Here is a 22,592-nt window from a genome sequence, read left to right on the forward strand (position 1 = left end):
CGCCTAATTTAAAGGCTAAGGTGTAATCTCGTTGTGTGCGCTTACGGCTTGAGTTAATTGATGTTGTCATAAAGAAGTCCTCTTTATGTCAACGTATTTCAGGACGAGACACTCCATAACAATAAAGCTGGATTATCAAACACCTCGAGTTCCTCTGTGATTAGTGTTTAGCGCCGACCTGTTACTGTGCCATTTTGGTCAAACGATGAGCTAGTGCTGCGCCGCTGAATTGAGTCTACTGCTAAATATCCCTTGGCGTAATTAAGCTTTATTCATCTTAATCGTTGTGTGAATCCGCTATTTTAGTGCGCTGTTTTATTTACATTTTAATACAGCGAGGATTCAGGTTATAGCTCATATAACTCTAGGGGTAAGTCGTCTGGATCGCTAAAGAAGGTGAACTTTTTGCCTGTGTATTCGTCGATGCGGACGGGTTCGACGGCGATATCATGGGCCGTAAGATGCTCGATCGCCGTTTCAATCGATGCGACGCGAAAGGCGAGATGCCTAAGACCGCAGGCTTCGGGATAGCTAGGGCGCTTGGGAGGATTGTCGAAGGAAAACAACTCGATTTGGCTCATATCCGGCAGTTGTAAATCGAGTTTATAGGACTGGCGCGCCTCACGATAATGCTCTGCAAGCACGCTAAGGCCAAGAATCGTCACATAAAAGTGTTTGGACTTTTGATAGTCACTGCAAATAATCGCCGCATGGTGAATGCCGAGTAACATGGCTTGCCTCTGTGCTGTTTAACTGATGTTTACGCTAGTGTGTTTTAAAAAAGCCAGAGTCACAACTAAGTGTGACTCTGGCGCTAACCTAAGATTTTTATCTTACTTTGCTATCTGGCTAATGGACGAGTTCAAATATCGCAGAGGAGAGAGGTGCTAGCTGCAATTTAACTTGTCCTTCACCTTGTTCGACAACCAACTGCGCCTCATAGTCTTCCAGTAAATCCTTAAGCGGATAGGTTGCATCGGTTAACTGCCATTGCGCAATCAGAGATTGGGGCAGTTTAAGTGAAAATAACTTGGCTTGGGTTTGACTAAAGTTACTGACAATAATCAGCTTTTGGCCTTTGTTAGCGGTGGTATTGGCCTCAAAGCGGACAAAAGCGAAGGTTGCGTCATCATAACTCGTTGCGCTGCCATTGATTGTCATATTGTTGGCCTTATTGCTAGGCTTTGCGGCCGATACCGCGCTACGGTTGGCTGCATCTAGCGAGTAATATTGCCCCAAGAGCGCGGGCGCATTTTTCCCCGTGCTGAGGTTCAATAGTTTTTGATAGTAGGTGCGCAGCGCGGCTTCTGTTGTTGTCGATTGGCCGCCATCAAATTTACCTTGATTCATCCAGCGCTGATGGGCGGGGACGCCCGCATAATCAAAAATACTGGTGCGCGAAGCATGGCCAAAGCCTAGGTTTTGCGTCGCCGCTTCTCCTACTTCTTGACCAAAATAAATCAAGGTAGGTGAGGTACTTAAGGTTGCTGACACCACCATCGCGGGCAGGGCGTAGCGGGGATCGACCGCATCCGTTGAGGTGTTACCAGTTAAGGCGCCTAAGAAGGCGGCATTAGCGATGCGCTGCTCGTCGTGGTTTTCTAAAAAATGCAGCATATGCGAGTCGATATCTTGCACTTTGGCCTGATCTGCGGCGATCTGCGCGGTACTTTTTTGCCCTGCCATAATGGCTTTGAGGGTGTCGTAAAGATCGACCTTGTCGTAGAGGTAATCCATTTTGCCGAGCTGAATATAGTCGCGATACATCGCTGGGTTATAGACCTCAGCTAAGATAAAGGCTTCGGGATGGCTATGTTTTATATGACTATTTAAATAGCTCCAAAACTCGACGGGCACCATTTCGGCCATATCGTAACGAAATCCATCGACTCCCATCGCTAACCAATACTGGGCAATTTGATTGAACTTGATCCAAGAGTTAGGTAATTCACGGGTTCGTTGTTGCCAGAAATCGTAGTGCTGCTCGGCGCCGAGGGTGGCATAGCGTAGTGGCAGTGCGGGGAAATCATGGCTGCCATCGGGGCGGACACCGTAATTGATTTTAACGGTTTCATACCAGTCGTTCATATCTGGCTTGGCAAGGCGTGAGCCATTGCCCGTCGATTTGGCGGGGATCTCTTCAAATTGACCATCACTTAGGGGATGCGATTCGCCGCCTAACGGTTTGAGGCTCTCTGGTAAATCTGGCACTTGAAAGCCAGAGGATTGCTTTTTATCAGTCACATAGTAAAAGTTATTATGCTTTGCATATTCAAGGGTTTGGTTATCGTCTTCACCAAAATCGCGCACGCCCTCGGGCTTAGTGATGGAATGGTAATTACGCGCCACATGGTTAGGGACTATATCGATAATCACCTTTAAGCCTTGCTTGTGGGTGCGCTCGATAAGTGCCTGAAACTCCTGTAAACGCTTGGCGGGATCGACCGCTAAATCGGGGTTTACGTTGTAATAATCTTTAACCGCATAGGGCGAGCCGGCGCGACCTTTAACCACATCGGGATCATCGTGACTAACGCCAATCGCACTGTAATCGCCAATTAAGGCATGGTGTGGTACACCCGTATACCACACATGGGTAACGCCTAAGTCTTTGATACTTTTGAGCGCTGTGTCATCAATATCATTAAATTTACCCACACCGTTTTCGCTAATCGTGCCCCAAGGTTTATTGGTGGTGTTTTTATTGCCATAGAGTCGGGTAAAAATTTGATAAACAACGGGTTTAAACTTGTTTGCTTGCTCAGCATTATGATCGGCTGGCAGGATTTCACCTTCGTCGGCATTTAGATTGGCAGGCACAGTTTTAGCCGCCACTGCATCTAACGCCGTTACTTGAGTGCTGATTGCTGGTGTGGTCATGGTGCAAAAGGTGCTAATGCTGCTGAGTGCCAGTATGCTAAATCCCTGTTGCCAGCGATAAGCGCGACGTTTGCTGCTGTTAGATAATATAAAATTCAACCTAGGTTCCTTTACTGACTTGGCGGCCAAACTGTGGTTTGGCCGCGCTGTTAGCTAAGTTTGCTATTGAGTATGGGTTATTGATGATTGAGTTCAAGCAGCATAACGCCAGCATTGGGCAGAACAAGTGATTGATTCAGCTTGAACTTATCCTCCGAGAAGACAGAAATAGCAGAGCTCTTACCCGCCAATACCTTGTTAAATCGGCTTAAATCCAGGGTTTGCGCTTGGTCATTCTTGTTGTAAATCACCATCACTTTATCTGCATCGGCTTGGTAGCAGGCATTGCCCGCGAGGGCATGTTTTGCAGCACACCGAAATTGCACATAAATGCCGTTTTGCGGCACAAAGTGCAGTAAATCGCCCGTTTGCAGCGCGGCTGAATGCTTACGGTAATTGAGTAGGGTGCGCACAAACGCAAGTGCTTGCTGCTGTTTTGCATTTAGCCCTTTACCGCTAAAACCGTTGACTTTGCTATTGGTAAAGCCACCCGGAAAATCACTACGTACTACACCGTCGTGGCGATCTTTGGTCGGGCTGGTCATCAATACTTCGGTACCGTAAAACAGCTGTGGAATGCGTTTGGCCGTTAACACATAGGTGAGGGCCATTTGATACAGCGGCAGGTTTTCTTTAAGCAGACTATAAATCCGATTTGTGTCGTGGTTACCTTCAAAGAGGACTAACTGGCTTGGGTTTGCATACACCACATCATTCGCTAACATCTCGTAAAGCTTGATAAAACCAGTATCCCAGCCTTCTGGCTCGTTCAGGCTTTCAACCAGCTTTTCATAGAGCGGAAAATCCATCAGGCTCGGTAAATCTGAGGTATAGCCATCGGCATTGATTTTGCCTTTTTGCCAATAGGAGACGGTAATGGGATTGGCGGTCCACTCTTCACCGACAATATTAAAATGTGGGTACTCTGCCATTAATGCCTTAGTCCATTGGGTTAAAAAGGCTTTATCGGCGTAGGAGTAGGTGTCTTCACGAATGCCCGAAAGCCCCGCGTATTCCACCCACCAAATGCTGTTTTGAATAAGATAAGTGGCAAGCTTCGGGTTGCGCTGATTGAGATCGGGCATCGAATCGACAAACCAACCGTCGACAAAATCCTGTTTATCCTGCGTGTCGGCGTAGGGATCTTGCACTGTGGTGCGTCTATGGCTGGTAAAACTCGGACTGGTAAAGCTCGGGCTGGTAGAACTGGCCGCAGGGGACGTTGTGGCGTTTTTTGCATCGGGATGCTGCGGGACATTGAGCCAGTCACTGCTCGGTAAATCCTTTAGCCACCAATGATTTGAGCCAATATGGTTAAGCACTACGTCTTTAATCACCCCTAGGCCACGTTGTTTGGCCTCAGTGACTAACCTTTGGTAATCCTGATTACTGCCAAAACGCGGGTCGAGCCGATAAAGATTGGTTATGGCGTAACCATGGTAGGAGTACTGGGCTTGGTTATTTTCAAGCAGTGGGTTGATCCACAGCTGAGTGACGCCCAATTTGACTAAGTAATCTAAGTGCTGGCGAATACCTTCGATATCGCCGCCATGGCGACCATCGGAATTTTCTGGCGCCGCATGCTCAAGCATATCGGCTTGATTATCATTGCTTGGGTCGCCATTGGCGAATCGGTCAGGGGTGATCAGGTAAATCACATCTTTATTGCTAAAGCCTTGGCGCTCACTGCTGCCATCAGCCCGTGCAGCTAAAGTGTAGGGCAGTTGGAAGAGCTGCTTGTCGCCAGCGAGAATGCGGATGTCAAAGGTCTGCGGTTTGGCTTGGCGCAAATCTAAATTGATAAACAAATAATGGGGATTATCCGTCTGCTCAATCCCTTCAAACACCACATCTTGGCCAGCTATCTCAACCTTAAGCAGCGTTGCATCCGCGGGCAGTGCATCGCTGTGGAGCATCAGTTGCAACTTAGGATTATGCATGCCCGCCCACCAAGAGAGCGGCTCAAGATGCAAAGATGCTGTACTGCTGACGGGGCTATGGCTGGCCTGTGCTAGAGCATATAAGGGAGAAGAGGCGGTTAACACAAGGGCGAAGAGTAGACTGTGACGTATCATACTATGGGCCTTTTATCGGGTGAGGTTTTAAGAGTGACTTTTGAAATGAATGTCGGCGTGTCATCTCACTTTTGTTATACATAAAAAATGAAAAGCCTGCTTCAGTGTGAAGCAGGCTTTTTTTACTCTGTCTTACAGAGAGTAGGTTAAACCAAGGAAATATTGTCTACCGAAGTATTGAATCGTCCCGGTTTGATGTTCTTCACCAAAATAGGTTTTGCTTGGTTCATCAGTGAGGTTATTGATTTGGAATAGGAATTTAAGGCCATTATCCAGCGCATAAGAAGCCTGATAATCCACAACTGTTTCCGCATCGAAGAATGCCAATTGAGATTCAACAGCAACTTGTTCTGAAACATAGCCACTACGATATCTCATGCTGACTCGAGTATCGAAGCCATCCAGGGTGTAGAATAATGTGGTGTTTAACACATCTTCTGAAAGTCCTGGCAATGGAATGGTCAGGTTTGAACCACTTAAGTCGGTGGTAAATTCCACTTCACTATCGGAGTAAGAGTAGCTACCCGTGAAGCCTAAGCCATCCAATGGTGATGGTAGGAAATCAAACACTTGGGTATAGCCTAACTCGATACCACGGATATAGCCGCCTTTATCGTTGTTGATGGCTGTTTGATATTGACCTTCATTTTTTACAACTGGGAATTCAACACCATTATCGATAATGGTATCAGGTACGATAAATCCATTCGCTTCAAAATCAAACGGTTGAATAGTGAAGTTGTTGATGAAAGATTTAATATCTTTATAGAACAAGGCTACAACGACCGCACCTTCAGATTCTTCAAAGTAGTGCTCGTAGGACAAGTCATATTGATCCGCATAGAAAGGATCTAATAACGGACTGGTGTTACCCCACGCATTGTACTTTTTATATCCTGGTGTTGCTGAATCGTCGTACCAAGAACCCATACCAGACTTTAACTTATCGATAGGTGGACGTGACATTACAGATGCCGCAGCAAAACGCAGTTGATCGTTTTCTGTCAGGTGGAAGGTTAAGTTTAATGATGGCAGGTAATCAGTATAAGTTTTGCCGACCTTGTTACGGATATAATCTGTGCTCACAACACCCAGTTCATCGGTAATGGCCTCACCTAAACCATAACCTACTTGCTGTAAGCCAGTACTGCTTTGATCGGTATTAACAACACGAACACCTAGGTTACCAGTTACCTTAATATCAGCGATATCAAAGTCCAAGTTAGCTTGCACGTAGCCTGCCAATACATCTTCATTGACCGCGCCGCTTTGGATCATGGTCCAGTTATTTGACCAGTTAGCTGTTGGAGTAAAGGGTGATTGACCCGTTGCGGCTAACTGCGCATTGACCAGCTCGACAGCTTTGTTAAAGTCAATAGCGAGGAAACTTGGGTAACCTGAGAGTTCTCCTCCAAAATCAACCACTTTTGCCATATCGCCGTTGAGGCTAAGCACCGGTTGGTTGCTTGGGTTTTTACCAAATTCAAAGCCGTAGCCTGCTTGTGAGCGTTGAGCGTTAAACTCACGCTCAGCATAGCGCACACCAAAATCAACAGAAGACACAACGCCCATGTCTAAGACATAGTTAAAGTCGAGTTTGTAGGCAACCAGATCGTTTTGCTGATTATAAGGCCACATTCCCACTTCTTTTAAGCCCAAAGAGGCTGTATTGGTATAGTCGTTGGCAAAACTAATATCGGCAGGACTTAAACCATTAAGTTGGTATGTTATCGATTCTGCTGAGCGTACTTCATTACCAATGTCATCATACAACACGGCGCGGGTGCCGCCGTTAACGAATTCACCATCGGCTTTTGAATAGCTCACATCAGCTGCAACTGTCAGTGCGCCGCCGTTGTTCCATTCAACATTAAAAGAGCCAGAGGTCAGCTCTGAGTATTTGGAGTCATTATCGTTGATCACGAAAACCGCAAAGTTATCCGTGCCGTCGGTAGAGACGGTACCACCTGTCATAGAACCATTTTCGACAACGGCATCACTGATAGTGCCATTTTTCAATGATTTAACACGGAAACCACGGGCAAAGTTTTCTGAGGTAAATTTAGAGTGGAACAGATCACCTTTCAGGCTCAGATTATCGGTCGGTTGCCAATGGATAGCAGCCATATAGCCATCACGGGTATCGTCGCCGCCTTTTTGTTGTAGTTCAAAACCTTCGCTAATTGCTTCCTTGATACTGTCAGCGTTAACGTCTTTTTTATCATCATTAAAACGTAAACCAATGAACTGACTCGCAACGTAAGGCTGATACAGGTGGGCATAACCCACTGCAACCCCTAAGGTGTCTTCGAGGAATTTACCTTGATAAGCAAGGCTTAACCGATTGCCGTATTGCTCTGCATCAGAGATTTCATCAGCACGATCGTTAAAACTGCCACGGGTGTTGATATTGAATGATTGGTCTTTGTCACTTTTAAGTGGGTCGGCGGTTTTTAATTCAACTGTACCAGCAACACCGCCTTCGATCAGCGAGGCTTTTGGAGATTTATAAACAGCCGCTTGACTGATTAATTCGGATGGATATTGGTCAAACTCAATGGCACGTTTACCGCCAGTGGTGACTTGTTCATGACCATTTAGAGTAGCAAACACGAAATCGCCATCGAGACCTCGGATGTTCAGACCACTGGCTTGACCGCCAGTACGAACAGCTGTGACGCCTGGTAAACGGGTTAACGCATCGGCGATAGATTGGTCGGGCAGAGCGCCGAGATCATCGGCAGAGATAGATTCAGCGACGGTATCGCCAAAACGTTTATCATTGAGCGATTTGATTACACTGGTTCTGAAGCCTTTAACTTGGATTACTTCAATTTCTGCATCTTTTTTAGCTTTTACATCTTTATCTGTTACCGCATCTGCTGCGTAGGAGTGCATACTGGCGCCTGCAGCAACAAGTGCTAAGGTCAGCAAGCTGGGTTTAAATCGCATCATTTCTATCTTCCCCTTGAAGTCGCTTTTAACCGCTTATGTAGAGCGTTTTATCGTTATTACCGCATTGTATTTACGGCATTTTTTGGTATTTCGGCGCTTAATTGACTGCATAAGTGCTGCGTTTATGACCAAAATGTTATGCAACGGTGAAGATACTACTCCCGGTAATCTTGACGTAACAATATTGTGCATACGTATTCAATAGGCTGAAGACAGGATCAAAGTCGGATTTTGTATAAAAAATGTATTAGCTAAATCATAAATGGATATGCGTAACTCTATGTTAATAAAAATTAAATTCTTACCTGGTTGAAGCTTAGTATCTCTTGTCTCCTTTGCATACGTATGCAGATGTATTGAACCTTATTTCCTTCTTCACGTATGCTCGCTGTCACAAATACAAGCCGTAGCGCCTTTACTCCGCAGTAACATTGCTGTAACTGCCTGTTAGTGAGTTCTTGGGTTAGCTCGCTGAAGAATAAGGATAAAGGGGCATTATGAGTGAGTTAACCTGGTGGCGTGGCGCCGTAATTTATCAAGTCTATCCACGCAGCCTTTTAGATACCAATGGTGATGGCGTAGGCGATCTTCGCGGGATTATCACTAAGTTGGATTATATTGCCAGCCTGAATGTGGATGCCATTTGGATTTCACCCTTCTTTAAATCCCCTATGGCCGACTTTGGTTACGATATCAGTGATTATCGCGAAGTCGATCCCTTATTCGGTTCGATGCAGGATTTCGATGAGCTGATTGAAAAAGCCCATCAACGCGGTATTAAAGTCATTATCGACCAAGTGTTAAGCCATACCTCGGATCAACATGCGTGGTTTATCGAGAGTCGTGAGAGCCGTACCAATCCTAAGGCCGATTGGTATGTGTGGGCTGATCCGAAGGAAGATGGCACTGCACCCAATAATTGGCTAGCGATCTTTGGTGGTTGCGCTTGGGAGTGGGAACCGCGCAGGCAACAATATTATCTGCACAACTTTTTGCGCAGCCAACCCGACATAAACTTCCACAATCCTGAAGTACGTCAAGCCGTGTTAGATAATGTGGAGTTTTGGCTGAAGAAGGGGGTCGATGGTTTCCGCTTAGATGCCATTACCTTCTGTTATCACGATGAGCTGCTTCGAGATAATCCGGCAAAACCCAAGGATAAACGCCAAGGGCGGGGATTTAGTGAAGATAATCCCTATGCCTATCAGTACCATTATTACAATAACGATCGCCCACAAACGATTCAGTTTATTGAAGAATTACGCCAACTTATCAATCGTTATCCAGGCGCTGTGACCTTAGGTGAAGTTTCTGCTGAAGACTCACTCGCTGTAATGGCTGCCTATACCAAGGGCGAAGATCGGTTACACATGGCTTACAGTTTTGAGTTGCTGACCGATGACTACAGTGCCACTTATATTCGCCAAACGGTAGAAGCGCTGGAAGGCAGTATTGGCGATGGCTGGCCCTGCTGGGCAATAGGTAACCATGATGTGCAGCGGGTAGCGAGCCGTTGGGGGCGCGGTAAGCAAATACCCGATATGGTGAAAATGCTTAATGCGATGCTTTGTTCGCTGCGTGGCAGTGTCTGTAGTTATCAAGGGGAAGAGCTTGGCTTAACCGAAGCGCCAATTGAATTTCACGAGTTACAAGACCCTTTCGGCAAAACCTTCTGGCCGATGTTTAAGGGGCGAGATGGTTGCCGTACTCCCATGCCATGGGAGCAACATGCAGATTTTGCAGGCTTTAGCCAAGTAACCCCTTGGTTACCTGTGACGAGCGAGCATCGAGCTCTGGCAGTTGATGTACAAGAAGCTGACCCCGCATCTATGTTACATGGCTATCGTCAGTTCCTTGCATGGCGCAAAGGTTATCCTATTTTGATTGAAGGGGAGATTGAGTTTCTCGATGCGCCAGAGCCGTTATTGGTGTTTGTGCGTAAACTTGGGGAACAGAAGCTATTGGTTTGCTTCAACCTATTAGACACTGAGACTCAGTTGTTGCTAGCAGGGCTTAAGTTACAGCAAGAATTAACCGGACATGGTTTAAAAACCGCACACTTGCAGGGTGATAACTTGATATTTTCAGCCTATGCCAGCTTCTATGCACTATTGGTCTAGTTGGTTGTATAAGTTAGCGGTCTTCCTGCTATGACCTCAAACAAGCAGTGACAACTCGATTGTTACTGCTTGTTGTTTTACGCAAACGCCTAAGGGACATACCCTTTAGATAATAAAAACATGATTAGAGAGCACAACTATGGCGTCATCTATTAACACCAGCAGCCACACGACCAGCGTCAGCGGATCGGATAATGGCAACTACCGTTTTGCGCTAGTATCACTGACTTCACTGTTTTTTATGTGGGGATTTATCACTTGTTTAAACGATATTCTGATCCCCCACCTAAAAGCAGTTTTTTCACTCAATTACACCCAAGCGATGTTGATCCAGTTTTGTTTCTTTGGGGCTTATTTCTTGGTGTCTATTCCCGCTGGTCAACTTGTTAAACGACTTGGCTACCAAAAAGGGATTGTCACAGGCTTAGTGATTGCCAGTATCGGCTGTGGCTTGTTTTACCCTGCCGCATCCCTTGCAACCTACGGTTTATTTCTCGGCGCACTTTTTGTGCTTGCCTCAGGCATCACCATTTTACAGGTGGCAGCCAACCCCTATGTCAACGCCCTTGGTAGCGCAGAAACTGCATCGAGCCGTTTAAACCTGACACAAGCTTTTAACTCACTCGGCACCACAGTTGCGCCGTTTTTTGGCTCGATTTTGATTTTATCGGTGGCGGCAACGGCGTCTTCTGAATTAGCGCAAGCCAATGCCGAGGCGGAAGTCGTTAAACTGCCTTACTTGTTGCTTGCCGCAGCTCTTGCCGTACTTGCCATCATTTTTGCTAAGTTAGATTTGCCGGTGATCCGTGAACATACTGAAACAACTGGTGGGGTTCAAACCCATTTAGGTAAAACCAGCGCACTACAAAGCACACATTTAGTGCTGGGCGCAGTGGGGATTTTTGTCTATGTGGGCGCTGAGGTTTCTATCGGTAGCTTCTTAGTCAACTTCCTTGGTGAATCACACATAGTCGGTATGCCAGAAGAACAAGCGGCCCATTACATCGCCTATTACTGGGGCGGCGCCATGGTCGGACGTTTTATCGGCTCGGCTGTGATGCAAAAAATTCCCGCAGGCACAGTGCTTGCCTTCAATGCCTTTATGGCGGCATTGTTAGTGTTGGTGGCCATGACAACCAGTGGCAGCATTGCCATGTGGGCGATTTTGGGCGTGGGATTATTTAACTCAATCATGTTCCCGACCATTTTTAGCTTAGCACTGCGAGATTTAGGTCCCCATACTTCTCAGGGCAGCGGTATCCTCTGTTTGGCCATTGTGGGCGGTGCGATTGTGCCATTATTGCAGGGCGTGTTAGCCGATAACTTAGGCATCCAACTGGCATTTATTCTGCCTGTGGTGTGCTACGGTTTTATTCTATTCTATGGTGCTCGGGGCTCTAAAATGTAAGAGCATTTGAGTGTTTTATGAAAGCGATCCCTGTGGATCGCTTTTTTATTGGGCTTTTGCAGTGCTTAATAGCAACTGAGCATCTGTTTACTTGCGTATTCGTGCCTGACCTCCTATGATCCCTCGGTTTTATTACTCACGGTGACCTGTAAATGTTGAATTCTCCGCTTTCTGCCAGCTCGAATGAATTAGTGATCAATATCTTAGCTATGGTGCTAAGCGAAGGAAAACCCTTAGACCGGGCTTATTCTCAGCATTTTTCAGGATTAAAGTTAGTACCCGCCGAGCAGGCGCGGATCGCGACTGTAACGGGCGATATTCTACGCCGCTTAAATCTTTACTGTTTCTTAGCCGACATCAAGCCGGAAGAAATGGCGCGTTTAGGCTCAAAGCTACTTAATGTGTGGCACTTATTTCACGCGCTGGAACTGCCTAAAATGCAGTACTCACTGCCAGTGGATACTGATGATTTAGCCGCGCGTATTGAACAGGCTAAAACTAACCCCGTACTTTGGGACGGTTGCCCGGAATGGTTAGATACCATGGGACATGAGCAGTTGGGGGCTTCGTGGGAAAAAGAGCGCGCGGCCTTAAGCACGCCACCTAAACGTTTCCTGCGGGTTAATGGTTTAAAAGTCACCCGTGATGAATTAACGCAAAAATTAGCGGCCGAATTTGTCTCAACTCAAGCGGTCGAAAGCGTTGATTCTGCCCTTGAAGTGACATCGGATTCGGCACTGTTTCGTACTAATAGCTTTAAAGATGGCTTATTTGAGCAGCAAGATGCGGGCTCACAACGGGTAGCCGCTGCGCTCGATGCCAAACCGGGTATGCGAGTGATTGATGCCTGCGCTGGTGCTGGCGGAAAAACCTTGCATATTGCTGCACAAATGCAAGGTAAAGGGCGTTTGTTAGCGATGGATGTGGAGCAATGGAAACTCGACAATCTGAAAGAGCGCGCCCGTCGTAATGGTGCCCACAATATCGAAACACGGTTAATTGTCGGTTCTAAAACCATTAAACGCTTAAAACTTAGCGCAGATCGCGTCCTGCTCGATGTGCCCTGTTCTGGCCTTGGAGTATTAAAGCGTAATCCCGACGCCAAATGGCGTGATACCGCTGAACGTTTACCTGTGTTGATGGAACTGCAAAAGCATATTCTCAGCAGTTACAGTCGCATGGTGAAGGTCGGTGGCATTGTGGTGTACGCTACTTGCTCGATTTTCCCCTGCGAAAACCGCGGTCAAGTGGATGCCTTTTTAGCTGAAAATCCCAATTTCCGTTTACTCGAGGATGAAACGATCAGTCCAGCCGATACTGGTTTTGATGGTTTTTATCTCGCAAAGCTTGAACGCATTCAAGAATAAACCGCAGTATATTCGCCTAATTTCCAAGAGGGTTGACGCTTCGAGATTACATGAATGTGACCTTGCTAGGGCATGCTCGCGAAATACGCTGTGATGTATGGTTGTTCCTATAGGAGGTCGAGTGGTTTTAAAAGACTTTTAGTGTAGGGACTTGCAACCCAATTGCGGCAAAAATAATCCTTTAACGTCAATATTCCTTAGACTAAAGCAACCTTTGGTTACACATCGAAAGGTTGCTTTAGCTTGTTTATACTCCTAAAATTCACTTCTAATTTACAAAGGTTAATCACCTTAGTAATGTCGTTAACTTACACGCTAACTGACAAGGGTACTATGGACGAAGGAATGCAGGTTGTAGGTGCGGTTGGTAAGTTAAGTGCCCCGTTTAATCAAAACGTTAGCCTCGAGTGTTACAACGGTATTCTTTCAATGCTGCTCAATGGTGCGCCATTGGCAGAAATTCTCCATGCCTTAGTGTTAAAAATTGAAGATCAACGCCTTGGCACCCACGCCTCGGTCTTATTGCTCAGTGAGGACGGTAAAAGAGTGCTCATGGGGGCCGCGCCCCATTTACCTGATAGTTATAATCAAGCTATCCATGGCGTCGAAATTGGCCCTGAGGCCGGTTCCTGTGGTACCGCGGCCTATACGGGGGAAAGGGTGATTGTTGAGGATATTGAACATCATCCTTATTGGGCCTTGTATAAATCCTATGCACTTGTTCATGGATTAAGAGCTTGTTGGTCTGAACCTATTAAAGATTCTCAAGGTAAGGTGCTTGGCACCTTTGCAATGTATTACAAAGTCATTAAATCCCCAACGGCTGCGGATTTAACCTTAATCGCTGAGGCAGCAAGATTAGCGAGTTTAGCGATAGAACGTAGTCGATCGCTGGAGTTTCAGCGTCTTGCAGTGAAAATATTTGATCGTTTACCCCTAGCACTGGTGATTACTAATGAAAAGCATTCGGTACTTTATGCCAACGATGCTTTTAAACTGATGGTTTGGCCACAGCCTGACCCTATTTTAGATTTTAATCCTGAGCTGTTTTTCTCTCCCTCTGAGCCCCATGAAATTGCTTCCCTCTTTAACCATCTCTCTGAGGGGAAGATGTGGCAGGGTGAATTGGTCGGTCTGCGGAATAATGGTGAAACCTTTTATCTAGATTTAACTGTAACGGTTTTTCGTGAACCCCATAGTACAGATAATGGGTTTGCGTGGTTATTTTCTGACGTCAGTGAGCGTAAAAAAGCGGCTCAGTTAATCAAATATCAAGCGAATAATGATTCCCTGACGGGACTTGCTAACCGTAATGCCCTGTTTAGACAAATCCAAGAGCTTATTTGTGCCGATAGCCTAACGCCTGGCTTTAGCTTTATGTTGATGGATTTGGATAACTTTAAACAAGTAAACGATACCTACGGTCACGACAAAGGCGATGTCCTCTTAGTGCAGATGGTGGAGCAGGTTAAAACTTGTTTGAACGAGCAGGCGGTGTTTGCACGTTTAGGTGGTGATGAGTTCGCCATCCTACTGCCAGGGGTTGTGACTCAAAGAGAGTTGTCGCAACTCGCTGATAAGATCAATAAGCAAGTTTATCGACGTTATGAATTATCCCTCGATAAAGGCGTTTATAGCTCTGTGAGTATTGGTATTGCGCGATTCCCTGAAGATGCCCTCGATTTAGAGCAACTGTTAAACTGCGCTGACCAAGCGATGTATATCTCTAAGGCGAATGGCCGTAATAGATATCATTTTTTTACCGAACAAATGCAACAAAATGCAGAGCGTATTGCTAATTTACACACGCTACTCAAGCAAGCATTAGAGCAAAAAGCTTTCGAGTTGTACTTTCAACCGATAGTCGATGCGACAACGGGGCTCATTGTGCGTGCTGAGGTGCTACTGCGCTGGCAGCATGAAGGACAGTTTATTTCCCCCGATGAGTTTATCCCCATTGCTGAAAACAGTGGTTTAATTGTTAATATTGGCCGTTGTGTACGCCAAGCGGTGATGCAAACCATTATTGAAATGCAAGCGCTCGGTTGGCCGATGAGTTTAGCGATTAACGTGTCGACCTTTGAATTTTGGTCTCATGAGTTGCAGGATGAGTTTTGTGATTCGTTCGCCGATATTATTGAAGGTTTAGGGATAGAGGATTTTCCCTATGAGTTGATCACCTTGGAGATCACCGAATCCCTGTTAATGAAAAAACATACTCATTTAATTCAAGTGCTTAATGAGTTACGCGGTCGAGGTATTAGCATTTCCCTCGATGATTTTGGCACGGGTTATTCTTCGTTGTCTTATTTAGCGAATTTCCCTATTGATCAAATTAAGATCGACAAGAGCTTTATTGACAGGCTCGCGGAAGGTGAGCGACATCTTGCCTTGATTGAAGCGATAGTACGCTTAAGTCATGCACTTAATCTGCGAGTCACGGCGGAAGGGGTTGAAACTCAAGAACAGCTTAAGGTAATGATGGATAACCATATTCAAGAAATTCAGGGTTATCTATTTTATAAACCCATGCCCAAGGCAGCGTTTTTTGAATTACTGGCGAAACAAGCGGCCATGTCGCCGCGTTGATCATCATCACGATGTATCATCTCAAACAATAAGAGCGCCATTGGCGCTCTTATTGTGACTAAACCTTTCTCTGACTAAGGTGGTTACTTTGCCGCTAACTGGCTGTTAATCACTAAACTTAAGTATTGGGTGAAATCATGCCCATGATTTTGCAGCATCTTAGGGAACATCGAAATGGGCGTCGAACCTGGGAAGGTATTGATTTCGTTCAGCAGGATTTCATTGTCCGCGGTTAAGAAAAAGTCGATACGGGACAGGTGACGTAACTTCATGCCTTTAAAGGCTTTAATCGCATAGGCTCGGATCTGATCGCTGATTTCAGTCGGTACATTTTGCGCGACGACATCGGTTCGCGCCTTACTGTTTTTCGCGTACTTTTCATCGAAGGTGTAGAAGGTATTGCTATCGCAGATGATTTCACCGGGTAGGGTGGCGATCACTTCACCTTGATATTCGTAAACTGCGACTTCAAGTTCACGGGCTTTAATGGTTTTTTCAACAATCACGTAGGGGGCATAACCAAAGGCATCTTTGAGTACTTCGCTCACTTTGCTAGCCTCATCCACCTTATAGCAACCGACCGATGAGCCTTGAGATGCAGCCTTGACGAAAATTGACCCCCAATTTTCAAGTGCCGCTTGGGTTTGAGCAATGGCTTCATCATCGTATTGATTTAAAAAGATATAAGGTGTGTTGGGAATGCCTAAGGCGCTGAACCACATTTTGGCGGTGATCTTGTTAAAGCAGTTACTGCTCGCTTCAGATTCGCAACCAAAGTAGGGCAGTTGGATAAGATTAAAGTAAGACTGAATGTCGCCTGTCTCACCTGGGTAACCGTGAATGCAAGGGATCACATAATCAACGGGCCAAGGGGCTTTGCCCTCGTCACGAAAGCGGATCTCACGGTTATTGGTCAGCTCGCAGTTATCGCCTGCGGCGGTTTGGTATTGGCCAAATTTATCCAGTACCACACGTAGTACATTGAACTGTTCTGATTTTGCTAACGAGGTTTCAAAATAATTAGCCGACAGTAGGGAAATATCGTGTTCCGCACTTCCACCGCCGCACAGCAAAAGTAAATTGATCTTTGACATTATGATTCCTCGATTGAGCAAAATGCTGTTGAGTTGCTTCGTGCAACTACGCCACTAACATGCAACTGGGCTAAAAAATAACGACACTGTATTAGCCGCTGCCATCTTAGATTTCTTCGCCCCTAAAGCGCAAGGACTCTGGCTAAGCTGTTTGATTGAGTGATGAATTTTAGCGCAGTTTGACAGCAATAAAAAACGCGCTGTTAGCGCGTTTTAAGGACAAATTTCTAAGAAACGATATTAGAAGTTCGCGGTACGTGGTGCACGTGGGAAGGGGATCACGTCACGGATGTTCGATACGCCAGTGACGTAAGACACTAAACGCTCAAAGCCTAGACCAAAACCTGCGTGTGGCACTGTGCCATAACGACGAAGATCGCGGTACCACCAGTAATCCTCTTTGTTCAGATCCATTTCTTCTAAACGCATATCCAGCACGTCTAAACGTTCTTCACGTTGCGAACCACCGATGATTTCACCAATGCCTGGAGCCAATACGTCCATCGCGGCAACAGTTTTACCGTCTTCGTTAAGGCGCATGTAGAAGGCTTTGATATCTTTTGGATAGTTCTTCACAACCACTGGGGCTTTAAAGTGCTCTTCGGCCAGATAACGCTCGTGCTCAGAGGATAAGTCGATACCCCAAGACACTGGAAATTCGAACTCACGGCCACATTTTTGCAGAATATCTACTGCATCGGTATAGTCCACTTGGGCGAAATCGCTCGAGACGAAGGATTGCAGACGCTCAATTACGGTTTTATCCACGTGTTGGGCGAAGAATTGCAAATCGTCCATACGCTCAGCTAATACCGCGTTGAAGGCGTATTTCAGCATGCCTTCAGCGAGACTGGCGATATCGCTTAAGGTGGCGAAGGCCACTTCAGGCTCAACCATCCAGAATTCCGCTAAGTGACGGCTAGTGTTTGAGTTTTCAGCACGGAAAGTCGGGCCAAAGGTATAGATTTTTGACAGGGCGCAGGCGTAGGTTTCGCCGTTTAATTGGCCCGATACGGTTAAGAAAGCCTCTTTACCGAAGAAATCTTTGTCGTAGTCTACTTTGCCATCACTGGTGCGTGGCAGGTTTTCCATATCCAGTGTGGATACACGGAACATTTCACCCGCGCCTTCACAGTCAGATGCGGTGATCAGCGGTGTAGATACCCACACGAAGCCATTTTCGTGGTAGAAACGGTGAATGGCTTGAGATAAACAGTTACGTACGCGAGCAACGGCACCAATGATATTAGTACGTGGGCGTAAGTGCGCCAATTCACGTAAATGCTCAATAGAATGACGTTTAGCCGCCATTGGGTAAGTGTCTGGATCTTCTACCCAGCCAGTCACTTCAACTTGAGTCACTTGCAACTCATAGGCTTGGCCCGCGCCTGGCGATTCAACAATCTCACCGGTTACGATCACCGAGCAGCCAGCAGTTAGCTTTAACACTTCGTTGTCGTAATTTTCTAAGCTATTTGGCACGACACCTTGAATAGGATTGAAGCAGGAGCCGTCATAGACTGCCAAAAAAGAGATGCCAGCTTTAGAGTCACGACGAGTTCTTACCCATCCACGTACGGTGACTGTAGAACCGACTGCGTGCTCACCTTTAAATACAGAAGCGACTGATGCAATACTCATTGTTGCTTAGTTCTCCAACGAAACGTTTTATATGAAAATTTTGGAGGTTTATATTACCTTGCTGGTGGCTTTTCTCAAGCTGAAAAAGGTATCCTGAGGTGAATATTACCGCTATTAAGCAATATATACCCAATCAACCACAATCCGACATCTTTAGATTGTTTGGTTATCGTGCGTTAAACGTTTGGAGGCGATATGAGAAAAGTTAAAATATTCCAGCTCATCCTCGCGACATTATCTATTTTGGGTTGGACATTGGCGGTGTACGCGCTGATGGTGTTTGGCGAGGCTCGCCCCGAACGAGAGGTCGGGTCCTACTTGAGTCGCGGTGAAACCTTCAGGCACTATTGGGACCCAAGCGAAACCGAATTACTGCAATATATCATCTGGGGCTGTGGTGCGATCAGTCTGATAAGTCTGGCGTTTAACTACTATGTTGCCCACCACAGTAAACTGGGTTATTGGTTTAATATTCCCTTGCTGCTGTTAACGTCGTTAGTGGCGGGCTTATATGTACATTTTGTGATTTAAATTATCCAAAAGAGCAATGCGGCTTTACAGCATCTCCTCGGGCAGACTCACATGCCGACAGAGGTGATCGATGATCGCCGCTGTCGCTCCCCAGATAAAACGCTGTTGATACGGGATAAAGTGTACGCTGTAATAACGGCCTTTGCGTAAGAATGCGTTACGATGCCGATGGCTTGGTTCGATAAAAAAACTTAAAGGCACGGTAAAACAATCGGCAACCTCGCCTGGATCGAGCCTTAAGGTAAAATCTTGCTTGATGATCCCGACCACTGGGGTAATTTCAAACCCAGTAAAGGTATTGTGGGCAGGGAAAGTACCTATCACATCCACATTTTCTCGGCAAAGACCAATTTCCTCTTCGGCTTCTCGTAATGCCGCCATAATCGCACTTGGATCACTGGGTTCAATCTTTCCTCCCGGAAAACTGATTTGCCCTGGGTGCGCCCGAAGATGCATGGGTCTTTGGGTTAAAATCAGATTGAGCTCACCACGGATTTCCTGCAAGGGAATTAACACCGCCGCTTTTCGCAGTCCTTGGTGAGGGAGCGCCGCCGGATCTTGCTTAGCTAATGGGTGTAGATTGAATCTGAGTCTAAATTCCGCTTGATCCATAGGTTTCCCACTCATTCCTGTCGATTATTGAGGGCTATCTAACAAGGGTAAGATTCGACTGACTTTATCGAAGCTTTCTTGATATTCGGCATCGACATTGGAGTCGGCGACGATCCCTCCGCCAGCCCAACAATAGAGCTTGCCGCGCTCGGCAACAATAGTGCGGATGGTAATGCTCGTATCCATTTGCCCATCTTGGCTGATATAGCCTATTGAACCACAATACAGACTGCGGCGTGAGGGTTCCAGTTCTTCAATAATTTCCATGGCGCGAATTTTGGGGGCGCCGGTAATTGAACCGCCGGGAAAGGCTGCCCGCAGTAAGTCACTGGCGTGGTATTGTGGATCGAGTTTAGCGGTGACGGTACTCACTAAATGGTGCACAGCCGGAAAACTTTCTATGGCAAATAAGTGTGGTACTTGCACTGACCCAGGCGCCGCGACTTTGCCGATATCATTACGTAGCAAATCCACAATCATTACGTTTTCGGCGCGATCTTTAGGGGAGTTGGCGAGTGTTTGTGCCACCTGTTTATCCCGCTCCGGATCGGCATGACGTGGCAAGGTGCCTTTAATCGGTTTGGTTTGAATATCATCCCCGCGCAGCTGAATAAAACGCTCAGGCGAAATCGATAAAATCGCGTTGGCCTCAAGCCGCATAAAGGCAGAGAAGGGCGCCTGATTGGCACTGCGCAGTTTGCAGTAGGCGAGCCATTCATCGCCTTGATACTCAGCTTCAAATCGCTGAGTTAAATTAATTTGATAGCAATCACCGCTTTGTAGATATGCCTGTACTTGATTAAATTTTGAGGTGTACTGGGCTTTGGTGAGTTGCGCCGACCAAGGGCTTGTGAGACTAAACTCAGCCTGTTTTGTGGTGTTGGCTATTTTTGCTTCAATTATGTTCAATTGAGTATCGAGCGCGGCATCGCCTAAATAGTGCACCATAAACCAGCTTTGCTGCTGATAGTCAAAAATCAATGCCCAGTCGTAAAAGCCAATATTCATCTCGCCGAGGTGAATATCCTTAGCCGCTGTGCTGGGTAACTGTTCAATTCGGCGGCCTAAATCATAACTAAAACTGCCCATAGCGCCGCCACTAAAGGGCAAATCGCAGGCAAAGGATTGTGGGTACCAATGGCGCAGCAACTGATTAACTAGCGAAAAAGGGTCATCCTGCGGGCTGAGGTGAGTCGGTTTGGTTAATTCAGGCTGATGAACTTGAATGTCAGTCTGCTCGCCTTGGGTGATCAGGGTGGCGATGGGACCTGCGCAAATCATATCGAATTTAGCGTCCTGATGGGGCGCATTGGCGGAGTCGAGCAAGATGGCCCAAGGCTCGGCTGCAAAGTGTTTGAAGATTGCTGCAGTGCTGAATGTCCAGTCAAGTTGGCGTACTGCCAGCGGTAATGCCGCCCTATTTGCCATCAATTAACCCTATCTAAAAATGTGATGTAGCCCAAAAAGATGGGAAAGAGTATCATATTGGCCCAGAAAGAATTACACAAAAAACAAGTAAGGCCCTAAAGGCTGCTGGAGCGCACCTACTATGTCATCTCACCATGAAACGTCTGAAAATGTAGTGATTAAACAAGCCGACTTCATTGAAAGTGTGGCGGATGCCCTGCAATACATCTCCTACTATCACCCCAAAGATTTTGTCGATGCCATGAGCGAAGCTTATGAGCGTGAGCAGAGTGCGGCGGCGAAGGATGCGATTGCGCAAATTTTGATTAACTCGCGTATGTCTGCCGAAGGTAAACGCCCACTGTGTCAAGACACGGGTATCGTGACCACCTTCGTTAAGATTGGTATGGGGGTTAAGTGGGACAAAACCGATATGACCGTGCAGCAAATGGTCGATGAAGGAGTGCGTCGTGCTTATACCAACCCTGATAACCCATTGCGTGCATCGATTGTGGCTGATCCTGCGGGTAGCCGTAAAAACACCAAAGACAACACCCCATCCGTGGTGCATATCGATATGGTGCCAGGCAACCATGTTGAAGTGGCTATTGCTGCCAAAGGCGGCGGCAGTGAAAACAAAGCCAAGATGGTGATGTTAAACCCATCTGATGATATCGCTGCTTGGGTTGAAAAAACGCTGCCAACCATGGGCGCGGGCTGGTGTCCTCCAGGTATGCTCGGCATCGGTATTGGCGGCACCGCTGAAAAAGCCGCGGTGCTGGCGAAAGAAGCGCTGATGGAAAGCGTAGATATCCACGAGTTAATGGCGCGCGGTGCACAAACCAGCGAAGAAAAACTGCGTTTAGACATTTTCGAACGTGCTAATAACTTAGGTATTGGTGCGCAGGGGCTTGGCGGTTTAACCACAGTGTTAGACGTGAAAATCAAATCTGCGCCGACTCATGCAGCATCCAAACCTGTGGTGATGATCCCGAACTGCGCGGCAACGCGCCACGTTCACTTCCATTTAGATGGAACTGGTCCTGCTGATCTTACTCCACCATCACTCAGCGACTGGCCAGAAATCACCCGTGAAGTGGGCAGCGATGTGCGCCGTGTTAACTTAGACACTGTCACACAAGCGGATATCGAGCAGTGGAAGAGCGGTGAAACCATTCTGTTAAGCGGTAAAATGCTCACCGGCCGTGATGCTGCCCATAAGCGTATCCAAAGCCTGATTGAAAGCGGCGAAGGTTTACCAGAAGGCGTCGACTTTACTGGTAAGTTTATCTACTACGTGGGCCCAGTTGACCCAGTGGGTAATGAAGTTGTGGGTCCTGCTGGCCCAACAACCGCGACCCGTATGGATAAGTTCACCGATCTGATGCTAGAAAAAACGGGCCTGATGGGCATGATTGGTAAGGCTGAGCGTGGTCCTGCGACCGTTGAGTCTATCAAGAAGCACAAAGCGGTGTACCTGATGGCTGTGGGCGGTGCGGCTTACTTAGTATCGAAAGCCATTAAGAAATCCCGCGTTGTGGCTTTTGCCGATTTAGGTATGGAAGCGATTTACGAGTTTGACGTTGAAGATATGCCTGTGACTGTAGCGGTTGACTCAAACGGCGTGAATGCCCATGAAACGGGGCCAGCGGTTTGGAAAGTGAATATCGCTAACGCTAAAGCCTAAGCAAATGGCCTTCTTGCAAAAGTGTCGTTTTTTTAAGCGGGATTTGAGCAAGATAGCAAGGCGAGTGGTACTCAATCAGACTATTCTTGATTGACTGACAATTTGTCACAAAAAAATCCGCTCAAGT

At 46.6% G+C, this 22,592-nt stretch carries 14 protein-coding genes and 1 pseudogene; 6 read left to right on the forward strand and 9 right to left on the reverse strand.

Going from position 1 to position 22,592, the window contains the following annotated elements; translation table 11 throughout:
- The 5 genes and pseudogenes from M0413_RS07855 to M0413_RS07875 form a co-directional block, all read right to left on the reverse strand.
- Positions 1 to 70, reverse strand: a pseudogene (locus tag M0413_RS07855) (valyl-tRNA synthetase); the annotation flags it as partial.
- 277 nt (positions 71 to 347) lie between these two features.
- A complete protein-coding gene (gene gloA2, locus M0413_RS07860) occupies positions 348 to 731 on the reverse strand; it encodes an SMU1112c/YaeR family gloxylase I-like metalloprotein (protein ID WP_172590125.1) in 384 nt (127 codons plus the stop codon).
- Between the two features lie 118 nt (positions 732 to 849).
- On the reverse strand, positions 850 to 2,979 hold the full coding sequence (locus M0413_RS07865) for an alpha-amylase family protein (RefSeq protein WP_249553694.1): 2,130 nt from the start codon (positions 2,977 to 2,979) through the stop codon (positions 850 to 852).
- A gap of 77 nt (positions 2,980 to 3,056) precedes the next feature.
- Positions 3,057 to 5,054: a glycoside hydrolase family 13 protein gene (locus tag M0413_RS07870; protein WP_249553695.1), complete on the reverse strand. Its 1,998-nt coding sequence runs from the start codon at positions 5,052 to 5,054 to the stop codon at positions 3,057 to 3,059.
- Between the two features lie 132 nt (positions 5,055 to 5,186).
- Positions 5,187 to 8,009 carry a TonB-dependent receptor gene (locus M0413_RS07875; protein WP_249553697.1) on the reverse strand — a complete coding sequence of 941 codons (2,823 nt, stop codon included), beginning with the start codon at positions 8,007 to 8,009 and terminating at the stop codon, positions 5,187 to 5,189.
- A 497-nt stretch (positions 8,010 to 8,506) separates the two neighbouring features.
- Between M0413_RS07875 and M0413_RS07880 the strand changes: the two genes are divergently transcribed.
- The 4 genes from M0413_RS07880 (at position 8,507) to M0413_RS07895 (ending at position 15,493) form a co-directional block, all read left to right on the forward strand.
- Positions 8,507 to 10,129, forward strand: coding sequence for an alpha-glucosidase (locus M0413_RS07880; RefSeq protein WP_249553699.1), 1,623 nt, complete (start codon positions 8,507 to 8,509; stop codon positions 10,127 to 10,129).
- A gap of 139 nt (positions 10,130 to 10,268) precedes the next feature.
- A complete protein-coding gene (locus M0413_RS07885) occupies positions 10,269 to 11,537 on the forward strand; it encodes a sugar MFS transporter (protein WP_037418202.1) in 1,269 nt (422 codons plus the stop codon).
- A 152-nt stretch (positions 11,538 to 11,689) separates the two neighbouring features.
- Positions 11,690 to 12,904 (forward strand): RsmB/NOP family class I SAM-dependent RNA methyltransferase, encoded by a 1,215-nt coding sequence (locus tag M0413_RS07890; protein ID WP_037418205.1) that lies wholly within the window; start codon positions 11,690 to 11,692, stop codon positions 12,902 to 12,904.
- A 333-nt stretch (positions 12,905 to 13,237) separates the two neighbouring features.
- The gene (locus M0413_RS07895) at positions 13,238 to 15,493 is read left to right on the forward strand and encodes a sensor domain-containing phosphodiesterase (RefSeq protein ID WP_241406413.1); all 2,256 of its coding nucleotides are present in this window, start codon (positions 13,238 to 13,240) and stop codon (positions 15,491 to 15,493) included.
- Between the two features lie 83 nt (positions 15,494 to 15,576).
- Here M0413_RS07895 and M0413_RS07900 read toward each other — a convergent pair whose 3' ends face one another.
- A complete protein-coding gene (locus M0413_RS07900; RefSeq protein WP_144374528.1) occupies positions 15,577 to 16,587 on the reverse strand; it encodes a D-alanine--D-alanine ligase in 1,011 nt (336 codons plus the stop codon).
- Between the two features lie 240 nt (positions 16,588 to 16,827).
- Positions 16,828 to 18,228 (reverse strand): asparagine--tRNA ligase, encoded by a 1,401-nt coding sequence (gene asnS / locus M0413_RS07905; protein ID WP_037418214.1) that lies wholly within the window; start codon positions 18,226 to 18,228, stop codon positions 16,828 to 16,830.
- Between the two features lie 195 nt (positions 18,229 to 18,423).
- On the opposite strand from asnS, the gene M0413_RS07910 reads away from it, so the two are divergent.
- Entirely contained in the window at positions 18,424 to 18,759 is a 336-nt protein-coding gene (locus tag M0413_RS07910; protein ID WP_037418216.1) for a hypothetical protein, read from the forward strand.
- A 24-nt stretch (positions 18,760 to 18,783) separates the two neighbouring features.
- On the opposite strand, the gene M0413_RS07915 is transcribed toward M0413_RS07910, so the two are convergent.
- Both M0413_RS07915 and pabB read right to left on the reverse strand, forming a co-directional pair.
- On the reverse strand, positions 18,784 to 19,371 hold the full coding sequence (locus tag M0413_RS07915; RefSeq protein WP_037425228.1) for a CoA pyrophosphatase: 588 nt from the start codon (positions 19,369 to 19,371) through the stop codon (positions 18,784 to 18,786).
- 24 nt (positions 19,372 to 19,395) lie between these two features.
- Positions 19,396 to 20,799 (reverse strand): aminodeoxychorismate synthase component I, encoded by a 1,404-nt coding sequence (gene pabB / locus M0413_RS07920; protein WP_249553701.1) that lies wholly within the window; start codon positions 20,797 to 20,799, stop codon positions 19,396 to 19,398.
- Positions 20,800 to 20,920: 121 nt separating this feature from the next.
- On the opposite strand from pabB, the gene M0413_RS07925 reads away from it, so the two are divergent.
- Positions 20,921 to 22,465, forward strand: coding sequence for a fumarate hydratase (locus tag M0413_RS07925; RefSeq protein WP_249553703.1), 1,545 nt, complete (start codon positions 20,921 to 20,923; stop codon positions 22,463 to 22,465).
- Positions 22,466 to 22,592: the final 127 nt, after the last annotated feature.

The organism is Shewanella sp. 8A (assembly GCF_023475945.1).
Classification (GTDB): Bacteria; Pseudomonadota; Gammaproteobacteria; order Enterobacterales; family Shewanellaceae; genus Shewanella; species Shewanella xiamenensis.

What these genes read in the sequence shown, in the direction of transcription:
- M0413_RS07875 (WP_249553697.1), bottom strand. Translation starts at nt 8,009, where the DNA reads ATGATGCGATTTAAACCCAGCTTGCTGACCTTAGCACTTGTTGCTGCA.
- M0413_RS07870 (WP_249553695.1), bottom strand. Translation starts at nt 5,054, where the DNA reads ATGATACGTCACAGTCTACTCTTCGCCCTTGTGTTAACCGCCTCTTCT.
- M0413_RS07900 (WP_144374528.1), bottom strand. Translation starts at nt 16,587, where the DNA reads ATGTCAAAGATCAATTTACTTTTGCTGTGCGGCGGTGGAAGTGCGGAA.
- M0413_RS07890 (WP_037418205.1), top strand. Translation starts at nt 11,690, where the DNA reads ATGTTGAATTCTCCGCTTTCTGCCAGCTCGAATGAATTAGTGATCAAT.
- M0413_RS07880 (WP_249553699.1), top strand. Translation starts at nt 8,507, where the DNA reads ATGAGTGAGTTAACCTGGTGGCGTGGCGCCGTAATTTATCAAGTCTAT.
- gloA2 (WP_172590125.1), bottom strand. Translation starts at nt 731, where the DNA reads ATGTTACTCGGCATTCACCATGCGGCGATTATTTGCAGTGACTATCAA.
- M0413_RS07925 (WP_249553703.1), top strand. Translation starts at nt 20,921, where the DNA reads ATGTCATCTCACCATGAAACGTCTGAAAATGTAGTGATTAAACAAGCC.
- M0413_RS07895 (WP_241406413.1), top strand. Translation starts at nt 13,238, where the DNA reads ATGGACGAAGGAATGCAGGTTGTAGGTGCGGTTGGTAAGTTAAGTGCC.
- M0413_RS07885 (WP_037418202.1), top strand. Translation starts at nt 10,269, where the DNA reads ATGGCGTCATCTATTAACACCAGCAGCCACACGACCAGCGTCAGCGGA.
- M0413_RS07915 (WP_037425228.1), bottom strand. Translation starts at nt 19,371, where the DNA reads ATGGATCAAGCGGAATTTAGACTCAGATTCAATCTACACCCATTAGCT.
- asnS (WP_037418214.1), bottom strand. Translation starts at nt 18,228, where the DNA reads ATGAGTATTGCATCAGTCGCTTCTGTATTTAAAGGTGAGCACGCAGTC.
- M0413_RS07910 (WP_037418216.1), top strand. Translation starts at nt 18,424, where the DNA reads ATGAGAAAAGTTAAAATATTCCAGCTCATCCTCGCGACATTATCTATT.
- pabB (WP_249553701.1), bottom strand. Translation starts at nt 20,799, where the DNA reads ATGGCAAATAGGGCGGCATTACCGCTGGCAGTACGCCAACTTGACTGG.